A 9,659-nucleotide genomic window follows, 5' to 3' on the forward strand; every position below is an offset into this window, starting at 1 on the left:
CACCATCGCAAGGCCGATTTCGGGCGGACGCAGCCAGTCGTAAGCCGGCGCGGGCAGGCCGTGCAGTGCGCGCTCCATGGCGGCTTCGAGATCGGCGCGCGATGTGCGGGCCAGCACGGCCATCCAGGCGCGCCGCTCGGACGACGCGGGAACGGGCGGAGGCGACGCGGAAGTAGCGCTCATCGTATTTCCTGTTGAGCCAGCGAATGGACATTTGACCATCTATTCATCTAAACGTCTAGACGTTTAGAGGTATGCTTGTCGAGCGTCGGCATGTGTGCCGTTGTTTTCACATTTTCATCATGGCTTGCGCACTACAATGCACACCATGCCGAATATTTGATCCTGGGGGAATGACAGCACCATGACATCGATCGACAACGCGATGCCGGGTATGACGCTCGAACGTGGCGCGGGCGTGGCCGTGTGGCGGCAGATCGAGCAGATTCTGGCGGCCGAGATCGCCGCCAGCGGCTTCGGCGAAGAAGGACGCTTGCCGAGCGAGGGTGAACTGGCCAAACGCTTCGAAGTGAACCGGCATACCGTGCGTCGCGCAATGCTGGGACTGGCCGCGTCGGGCCTCGTGAGCGTGGAGCAGGGGCGCGGCACCTTCGTGCAACCCGGCGCGATCGACTATTCGATCGGCCGCCGCACGCGCTTCACGGAGAACTTGCGCCAGCAGCATCACGCGGCGGCGGGCACGATGTTGTCGGCGGCGCGCGTGAAGGCCGAGCCCGGTGTCGCGAAAGCGTTGAGTCTGCGGGCGGGCGCCGCGGTCTACCGGATCGAATCGCTGCACGAGTCCGACGGCGTGCCGCTCACGTTCGCGCGCAGCTGGTATCCGGCCACGCGGTTCGCGGGCCTTCCCGAGGTGCTGGAGCGCACTGGCAGCGTCACGAAGTCGATGGCCGAGTTCGGCGTCGACGACTATCTGCGCAAGTGGAGCCGTATCGGCAGCGTGCTGCCCGAGCCGGAAGTGGCGAGGCGTTTGAACATCAACCGGCAGCAGCCGGTGCTGTGGGTCGAAAACGTCGATGTCGACTTGCAAGGCACACCGGTCAAGTACGGCTTCGCGCATTTCGCGGCGGACCGTGTGCAGTTGCTGGTGGAGCACGACCTGTGAACGGCGCTGCATGGAACGCCGGCGCACGCTTTGGCGTGTATTACGCGCCCTCGGGTGAGTCCGCGTGGTGGCGCGCAGGTTCGGTGTGGCTCGGCCGCGATGCGCAAAGCGGCGAGCGCCACGTGCCGCCTCAACCGGAAGGCTTGGCGCGCGCGCTGACGGAGTTGACCGAAGCGCCGCGTCGTTATGGCTGGCACGGCACGCTGGTCGCCCCGTTTCATCTCGCGGCCGGCGTCACGCAGGACGACCTGTTGGTCGCGGCGCGTGCATGGGCGCTCACGCAGCACGCCTTCATGTTGCCGGTGGAGGCCGCGACGCTCGGCGATTTCGTCGCACTGCGTCCAGTGGATCAGCGGGGCGAGGCCGCCATTCGCGCGCTGGCGAATAGCGCTCTGCTAACGCTCAACCCATTGCGCGCGCGGCCGTCCGCTGCCGATCTTGCGCGCCGGCTCGAAGCGCCATTGAGCGATCGGCAGCGCGCGTTGTTAATCGCCTGGGGCTATCCGTACGTGTTCGACGAATTCCGCTTTCACATGACGCTGTCCGGTTCGCTCGCCGAGGTGCGGGAGCGCGCGGCATTGGTCGCCTGGTGGCGGCAGCGCACGCGCGCGCTCGGGCCGTTGAGCGTCGATCAGGCCGCGCTCTTTGTCGAACCCGCGCCCGGCGAGCCGTTCGTGCTGTGGCAGCGCTTGCCGTTCCAGACTCGCGAGGTGATATGACCATGGCAGGGCGTTTGATCTATGTAATGGGGCCGTCCGGCGCGGGCAAGGACGCGTTGCTGGCGTTCGCGCGCCAACGCCTCGCAGGCGAGCCGATCCTGTTCGCGCACCGCTACATCACGCGGCCGGGCGGCAACGGCGAAGTGCATGTGCCGCTGAGCGTCGAAGAGTTCGCCGCGCGGTCGGTGCTCGGCCTGTTCGCGCTCGAATGGTCGAGTCATGCGCTGCGCTATGGCATCGGCATCGAACTCGACGCGTGGTTGGCGCGCGGTTGCACGGTGGTCGTCAACGGCTCGCGACAGCATGTGCAGCACACGTTGGCGCGCTATCCGCGCGTGGAAATCGTGCACGTGGATGCCGCGCCGCATATTCTCGAAGCGCGTCTCGGCGCGCGGGCGCGTGAATCCGCGGAACAGGTCGCGGCCCGGCTCGCGCGGCGCGCGCCGTTCTCATTGCCCGCGGGCGTGCGCTGTACGACGATCGACAATTCCGGGCGTCTCGAAGACGCGGGCCAGGCGTTGATCGAGATTCTCATGGCGCGCGCCGGCGTTCATTGAAGCGAACTATTCACCGGCCGCCATCCGCTCCCGCGTCGCCTGCTGCAAACACAGGACGAACTGCTGAACCGCCGGCGTGGGCAGCAGATCGCGCCGCGACATGATGCTCAGATCGTAGTTCGGCAGCGCGTCTTCGATCTGCGCGACGCGGATGCCGAGCGGCGCGACCATCTGCGCGAGCGGCCGCGTGAAGCAGCCGATCACGTCGGTTTGCGACACCAGCCCCAACGTCACCGCAAACGACGACGGCGCCCGCACCAGTCGTTTCGGCACCGGCAAGCCGTGCGCGTTGAACATGGCCATCATCACGCTGTGCGGAAAATGATCGGCGCCGACCGTCGCGATCCACTCCGCGTCGAGCAGTTCGTGCAGCCGGGTAACGTTCGCAAGCGGATGCCCGGCGCGCAGCGCGACCACGAACTGCGTCGAGTAGAGCGGCGCCTGCACCAGATCGCTGTCGAGCGCCTGCACGTGATGAAGCGCGGCGATGTCGAGCGCGCCATTGCGCAAACGCGCGAGCGCATCGGGAATCGTCACTTCCTCCAGATGCAGATTCACCAGCGGCATCTTCTGGCGAAAGCTCGACACCGCATGCGGCAGCGCCGTGAGCGCGATCGACGGCATGGTCCCCACGCTGACCTTGCCGGCCAGTTCTCCTTTCACCTGTTCGACGGCTTCGACCGTGCGCCGCATGTCGCCCAGCAATTGCTCGGCGCGCGGCAGCAGCGCGAGCCCGCACGCCGTCAACTCGATGCCGCGTACGCTGCGCAGCATCAGTTCCGCATTCAGCGCGCTTTCGAGCTCGCGGATCGTATGCGTGACGGCCGGCTGCGTCACACCGAGTTCGCGCGCGGCGGCGCGCAAGCTGCGATGATGCGCGGCCGCGACGAAAGCCTGCAACTGCTGCAGCTTCATGAGGGTAATCCTCTATATAAGACCGGTTAATCGGGGTGAAAAAAATAGCATCTTATTCGAACAAAACGGCGTGGCTATAGTGGCGAGCTGTTTGCCGCGCGTTTGCGGCGTGAGTTCACGGAGCCATCGAGATGAAAGAAGCCGCGCGTTTTACCGAAGTGTCCGATCTGGAGCCTGCCGCGCAGAGCCTGCGCGAGATTCGCCATCACATCCATCACCACCCGGAACTGGCCTACGAGGAGTTGCAAACCGGCGCGCTGGTCGCGGAGAAGCTGGAGCAATGGGGCTGGCAGGTGACGCGCGGAGTGGGCAAAACCGGCTTGGTGGGCACGTTGAAGGTCGGCGACGGCCGCCGCAGCATCGGCATTCGCGCGGACATGGACGCGCTGCCGATCATCGAGCAAACCGGCCTGCCGTATGCGAGCGGCACGCACGGCAAGATGCACGCCTGCGGCCACGACGGCCACACGACGATGCTGCTCGGCGCCGCCCAGCATCTCGCGGCCACGCGCAATTTCTCGGGCACGGTGCATCTGTATTTTCAACCGGCGGAAGAGAGCGGCATCGACAGCGGCGCGCTGAAGATGATCAACGATGGCCTGTTCGAGCGCTTCCCCTGCGACGCCGTGTTCGGCGTGCACAATCATCCGGGCGCGGAACCCGGCACGCTGCTGTTTCGCAAGGGGCCGTTCATGTCGGCGGGCGACAAGGCGATCATCACGATCGAAGGCGTCGGCGGGCATGCCGCGCGTCCGCATCTTACAGTCGATCCGGTCGTGGTTGCGGCGAGCATCGTGATGGCGTTGCAGACAATCGTCGCGCGCAACGTCGATCCGTCGCAGCCGGCGGTGGTGACAGTCGGCTCGATGCATGCGGGCACCGCCAACAACGTGATTTCGAGCAGCGCGAAACTGGAGCTGAGCGTGCGCTCGTTCAGCCCCGAGGTGCGCGCCCTGCTGAAAAAGCGTATTACCGAACTCGCCGAAACTCAGGCGGCCAGTTATGGCGGCAAGGCGGTGGTCGAGTACATCGAAGGCTATCCGGTCGTGGTTAATTCGGATGCCGAAACGGATTTCGCGGTGCAGGTCGCACGCGAACTGGTCGGCGACGACAAGGTGGTCGCGAACACCGACATCCTGATGGGCAGCGAGGACTTCGCCTTCATGCTGCAAAAGCGGCCGGGCACGTTCCTGCGGATCGGCAACGGCGTGGGCGAGGACGCCTGCATGGTGCACAACCCGCACTACGATTTCAACGATCGCAGTCTGCCGGTCGGCGCTGCGTTCTGGACGCGGCTGGTGGAGCGGTATCTGGCGCAGCGAGCCTCGACACTGCGCTACCGGCCGACATAACGACGAAAGAGACCACACGATGAACACCACCACCGACGCGAGGCGCACCCTCGACGCCGCAGGCACGAACCGGATCTCCAGTCGCGGCGCGGTCGCCGCCGCGGTGATCGGCAACTGGCTCGAATTCTTCGACTTCACCGTGTACGGCTTTTTCGCCGTGATCATCGGCAGGCTGTTTTTTCCGTCGACGGACCCGACCACCTCGTTGCTGCTGTCGGTGGCGACCTTCGCTGCGGGTTTCATCACACGGCCGCTCGGCAGCGTGATGCTTGGCGTGTACGCCGACCGCAAGGGGCGCAAGGCCGCACTCAACCTGACCATCATGCTGATGGCGGCGAGCACCGGCCTGATCGCGCTCACGCCGACCCACGCCCGGATCGGTCTCGCCGCGCCGTTGCTGATCGTGTTCGCGCGTCTCGTGCAAGGCTTCTCGCAAGGCGGCGAGTTCGGCGCGGCCACCTCCACGCTGCTCGAACAGGGCGGCGGCACGCGGCGCGGTTTTCGCGCCAGCTGGCAACTGGCGACGCAAGGCGGCGCGGCGCTGATGGGCGCGGGCATTGCGGCCGCGCTATCGGCGGCGTTGTCGAAAGAAGCGCTGGAAAGCTGGGGTTGGCGCGTACCGTTTCTGCTCGGCGTGCTGATCGCGCCGGTCGGCATCTACCTGCGCCGCCGTCTCGCCGACGATACGTCCAGCGCGCACGGCCACGGGATCGAGCGCGGCGTGCTGCATGAACTCTTCACCGCGCATCTGCGTCAGCTCGTGCTGATCACGCTGACAGTGATGGGCGGCACGGTCTCGACCTACATTCTCACGTTCTACATGCCGACCTACGCGATCCACACGCTTGGCCTGCCGATGTCGCTGTCGATGCTGGTCGGCGTCGCGTCGGGCCTCGTGATGCTGATCACGTGCCCGCTGTTCGGTCTCGTATCCGACCGTATCGGTAGCCGCAAGCGGCCCATCCTGTTTGGCCGTGGCGTGCTGGTCCTGCTGCTGTTTCCGGCCTTCATGCTGATGAACCGCTTTGCGCAGCTATCGGTGGTGATGTCGCTGACCGCGCTGATGCTGGTGTTCTATTCGATGGGCTCGGCGTCGGAATTCGCGCTGATGTGCGAGTCGTTTCCGCGGCGCGTGCGTGCCACCGGCATTTCGATCGCGTATGCGGTGAGCGTGTGCGTGTTCGGCGGGACCGCGCAACTGGTCGCGACGTGGCTGATCCGGGTGACGGGCAGCAAGCTGGCGCCGGCCGGTTATGTGGCAGCGTGCGTGGTGGTGTCGCTGGTCGCGGTCTCGATGCTCAGGGAGACCGCGAACGAATCGATCGATTGAGGGATCGCGGCGCCTCCACTGACGTCTTTTCCCGCAGCCATGAAGGCAGCGCGCCGGCAACCCGCCCGCGCTTGCTTCGTTATCAGGCGAACCGCCTTCAACCGCGCCGCGCCACCATCTCCGACACGGTCTGTGCGGCTTGCTGCAACGGCTCCAGAAACGCCTTCACCATTTGCTTCGCGGAATTGCGCTGCGCGTTACCGCTGATGTTCATCGCCGCGATCACGCGCCCCTGGCGATTGCGGATGGGCGCGGACAGCGAAATCAGGCCGCCTTCCAGTTCCTGATCGACGATCGCCCATCCTTGGCGGCGCACCTGCGCGATCAGTCGCTTCAGCTCTTCCTTGTCGGTCACGGTGCGCGGCGTATGCGCATAGAGCGGCGTCGAACTGAGCGTCGCGTCGAGCGTTTCGTCGTCGAGCGCGGACAGCAGGACGCGGCCCATCGACGTGCAATACGCGGGCAGGCGGCTGCCGATCGACAGATTGATGGTCATGATCTTGTGCGTCGGCACGCGCAGCACGTAGACGATCTCGGTGCGATCGAGCACGGCCGCCGAGCAGCTCTCGTGGACCTGTGCCGACAGGCTTTCCATCACCGGTTCGGCGAGATTCCAGAACGGCATCGACGTCAGGTACGCGAAACCGAGGTCGAGAATCTTCGGCGTGAGGCGGAACAGGCGGCCTTCGGCCTCCACGTAGCCGAGCGTCTGCAGGGTCAGCAGAATGCGGCGCGCGCCGGCGCGCGTCAGGCCGGTCGCGGCGGCGACATCGGTGAGCGTCTGTTCGGGGCGCGTCGCGTCGAACGCGCGGATAACCGCGAGGCCACGCGCGAACGACTGCACATACGAGTCGCCCGGTTTGTCCGGGGCCGGTTCGGCGCTGGCGGGCACGGCGGAAGACGGTGGCAGGGCTTTGCTCATGGGCCTTGAGAATGCGTTCGAGGAAACTGCGCGTGACGCCGCACCGTTCACGCGGCGCGCGGTGGCGCAAAGGCGTGACGATAGCTTAAGCCTTTGTGATTCGCCAACTGGACACTGATTTGCCCAAAAATACCAGGGTTTGCGCCGATGCAGGCCACATTCAAAATTTGTATGATGACCCGATGACATGATCAATCGAGGCATCGATGTTCGACAAGATTCCTGCGCGGGCATTGAGCGACACGGTCGCCCAGCAGCTTCTGAAGCAGATCGACAAAGGCACCTTCGAGCGCGGCGGCAAGCTGCCGACCGAGGTCGTGCTGGCGCAGCAGTTCGGCGTGAGTCGCACGGTGATCCGCGAGGCGATTTCGCGGCTGAAGAACGAGGGGGTGGTCGAGCCGCGCCAGGGCAGCGGCGTGTTCGTCGCGGCACACGGCTCGGTCCGGCCGTTGCGGATCGATTCGGCCGAGGCGGCCGAACCCGGCTCGGTCGTGCAGATCCTCGCGCTGCGTCGTGCGATCGAAGCGGAAGTCGCATCGGAAGCCGCGATGCGGCGCAGCGATGCCGACATGGCCGCGATCGACGCGGCGCTCGCGCGCATCGATCAGGCAGTGGCCGAAGGCGAGGAGGGCGTCGCGCAAGACGTCGCGTTCCATCGTGCAATCGCGGCGGCCACCGGCAATCCGTATTTCCTCAAGACACTCACGTTCCTGAATCAATACCTGGAGGCGGGCACCGTCGTCACGCGCCGCAACGAAGCCTTGCGCGAGGACTTTTCGCGCCAGGTGCGCGAAGAGCATGCGGCCATTGCGGACGCGATTCGCGCGGGTGATCCGATGGCGGCGCGCAACGCGGCGCGCACGCATATGTACAACGCCGCACGGCGCCTCGCGGAAGCGGGGATTTGCTGAGGTTTCAGCCCGTGGCGCAGCGAGGGCTCCGATGAACGCATGCGTTCATCGGACGCGACAACGCAGAACGAATTCATAGAGGTCAAGCATGTCCAGAAATGTCGGTGTCATCGGTCTTGGTGCAATGGGCCTGGGTGTCGCGCGCTCGTTGTTGCGCGCGGGCTTTCGGGTTCACGCATGTGATCTGCGCCGCGAGGTGCTGCAGGCGTTCGTCGACGAAGGCGGCGTCGGTTGCGCGACGCCTGCCGAACTCGGTGCGCAGTGTGAAGTGGTTGTCACGCTGGTCGTGAATGCGGCTCAGACCGAAGCCGTGCTGTTCGGCGAACAGGGCGCGGTGGCCGCGATCAGGCCGGGCGGCGTGGTGATCGCGAGTGCGACTGTCGCGCCGGACTTCGCGATCGAACTCGGCAAGCGGATCGAGGCCGCCGGGTTGCACATGCTCGACGCGCCGGTTTCGGGCGGCGCGGCACGCGCCGCATCCGGCGAGATGACGATGATGACGTCCGGCCCGGCCGCCGCCTATGCCGCGTGCGAGGACGTGCTGGCCGCGATGGCCGGCAAGGTGTACCGCCTTGGTGCGGCGCACGGCGCGGGATCGAAGGTGAAGATCATCAATCAGTTGCTGGCCGGCGTGCATATCGCGGTCGCCGCCGAGGCGATGGCGCTTGGCCTGCGCGAAGGCGTCGATCCCGACGCGCTGTATGAGGTGATCACGCACAGCGCGGGCAATTCGTGGATGTTCGAGAACCGCGTGCCGCACATTCTCGCGGGCGATTACACGCCGTTGTCGGCAGTCGATATTTTCGTCAAGGACCTGGGCCTCGTGCTGGATACCGCACGCCGCTCGAAATTTCCGTTGCCGCTGTCGGCGGCGGCGCATCAGATGTTCATGATGGCGTCCACGGCCGGCCATGGTGGTGAAGACGATTCCGCGGTGATCAGGATTTTCCCCGGCATCGATCTGCCGGCGGCGAAGTAAGCAGGAGAGCTATCCATGACGGCAACTACGACACGCGCGCTGCTCGGCTGCATCGCCGACGACTTCACCGGCGCGACCGATCTCGCCAACATGCTGGTGCGCGGCGGTATGCGCACGGTGCAGACGATCGGCGTGCCCGCGGCGAACGAAACGATCGAGGCCGACGCGCTGGTGGTCGCGCTGAAATCGCGCACTATTGCTGCCGCCGATGCCGTTGCGCAATCGCTCGCCGCACTCCACTGGTTGCGCGCGCAAGGCTGCCGGCAATTTTTCTTCAAGTACTGCTCGACGTTCGATTCGACCGACTCGGGCAACATTGGCCAGGTGACCGATGCGCTGCTCGATGCGCTGAGCGCCGACGGTGGCAACGCGAGCGCGTTGACGATCGCATGCCCGGCGTTTCCCGAAAATGGCCGCACGATTTTTCGCGGCCACCTGTTCGTCGGCGACGTGCTGCTCAACGAGTCGGGGATGGAAAACCATCCGCTCACGCCGATGCGCGATGCGAACCTCGTTCGCGTGCTGCAACGTCAGACGCAATCGAAAGTCGGCCTCGTGCGTTACGACGCGGTGGCCAAAGGCGTGTCGAGCGTGCGTGCGGCATTCGATGCGCTGCGTGAGGACGGCGTGCGCATGGCGATCGCGGACGCGGTGTCCGACGCCGATCTCCACGTGCTCGGCGAAGCCTGCACGGACCTGACGCTGATCACCGGCGGCTCGGGCGTCGCGCTGGGCCTGCCCGCGAACTTCCGCCGCGCGGGCTTGCTCGCGGAGCAGCACGACGCCGCGCAACTGCCGCGTGTCGAGGGTCTGTCGGCGGTGCTGGCCGGCAGCGCGTCGAAGGCGACTAA

The 9,659-nt window shown here is 65.8% G+C and carries 11 protein-coding genes; 8 read left to right on the forward strand and 3 right to left on the reverse strand.

Annotated features, from left to right (window positions below; all coding sequences use genetic code 11):
• The coding region (locus CIC12_RS10385; RefSeq protein WP_168664037.1) for a phosphonate C-P lyase system protein PhnG at positions 1-183 on the reverse strand (183 nt) is incomplete at its 3' end.
• A 181-nt stretch (positions 184-364) separates the two neighbouring features.
• On the opposite strand from CIC12_RS10385, the gene phnF reads away from it, so the two are divergent.
• From phnF to phnN, 3 genes are read left to right on the forward strand one after another with little or no spacing between them, the layout of a single operon-like run.
• Positions 365-1,123: a phosphonate metabolism transcriptional regulator PhnF gene (phnF, locus tag CIC12_RS10390; protein WP_168664038.1), complete on the forward strand. Its 759-nt coding sequence runs from the start codon at positions 365-367 to the stop codon at positions 1,121-1,123.
• Positions 1,120-1,842: a DUF1045 domain-containing protein gene (locus tag CIC12_RS10395; protein WP_168664039.1), complete on the forward strand. Its 723-nt coding sequence runs from the start codon at positions 1,120-1,122 to the stop codon at positions 1,840-1,842. The genes phnF and CIC12_RS10395 overlap by 4 nt, the downstream gene beginning before the upstream one ends.
• A 2-nt stretch (positions 1,843-1,844) precedes the next feature.
• Positions 1,845-2,399, forward strand: a complete 555-nt coding sequence (gene phnN, locus CIC12_RS10400) for a phosphonate metabolism protein/1,5-bisphosphokinase (PRPP-forming) PhnN (RefSeq protein ID WP_168664040.1) — start codon at positions 1,845-1,847, stop codon at positions 2,397-2,399.
• Positions 2,400-2,405: 6 nt separating this feature from the next.
• On the opposite strand, the gene CIC12_RS10405 is transcribed toward phnN, so the two are convergent.
• Positions 2,406-3,314: a LysR family transcriptional regulator gene (locus tag CIC12_RS10405; protein ID WP_168664041.1), complete on the reverse strand. Its 909-nt coding sequence runs from the start codon at positions 3,312-3,314 to the stop codon at positions 2,406-2,408.
• 131 nt (positions 3,315-3,445) lie between these two features.
• Between CIC12_RS10405 and CIC12_RS10410 the strand changes: the two genes are divergently transcribed.
• Positions 3,446-4,666, forward strand: coding sequence for a M20 aminoacylase family protein (locus CIC12_RS10410; protein WP_168664042.1), 1,221 nt, complete (start codon positions 3,446-3,448; stop codon positions 4,664-4,666).
• 19 nt (positions 4,667-4,685) lie between these two features.
• Complete coding sequence (locus CIC12_RS10415; RefSeq protein WP_168664043.1) at positions 4,686-5,996, forward strand: MFS transporter; 1,311 nt, start codon at positions 4,686-4,688, stop codon at positions 5,994-5,996.
• A 97-nt stretch (positions 5,997-6,093) separates the two neighbouring features.
• Here CIC12_RS10415 and CIC12_RS10420 read toward each other — a convergent pair whose 3' ends face one another.
• Positions 6,094-6,918: an IclR family transcriptional regulator gene (locus CIC12_RS10420; RefSeq protein WP_121321147.1), complete on the reverse strand. Its 825-nt coding sequence runs from the start codon at positions 6,916-6,918 to the stop codon at positions 6,094-6,096.
• Between the two features lie 206 nt (positions 6,919-7,124).
• Between CIC12_RS10420 and CIC12_RS10425 the strand changes: the two genes are divergently transcribed.
• From CIC12_RS10425 to otnK, 3 genes are all read left to right on the forward strand, one after another.
• A complete protein-coding gene (locus tag CIC12_RS10425; RefSeq protein ID WP_168664044.1) occupies positions 7,125-7,829 on the forward strand; it encodes a FadR/GntR family transcriptional regulator in 705 nt (234 codons plus the stop codon).
• Positions 7,830-7,917: 88 nt separating this feature from the next.
• Entirely contained in the window at positions 7,918-8,808 is an 891-nt protein-coding gene (gene ltnD, locus CIC12_RS10430; RefSeq protein ID WP_168664045.1) for an L-threonate dehydrogenase, read from the forward strand.
• 15 nt (positions 8,809-8,823) lie between these two features.
• Positions 8,824-9,659 (forward strand): 3-oxo-tetronate kinase (otnK, locus tag CIC12_RS10435; protein WP_168664046.1); only part of this gene is annotated, 836 nt, incomplete at its 3' end.

The organism is Paraburkholderia sp. SG-MS1 (assembly GCF_012275575.1).
Taxonomy (GTDB): Bacteria; Pseudomonadota; Gammaproteobacteria; order Burkholderiales; family Burkholderiaceae; genus Paraburkholderia.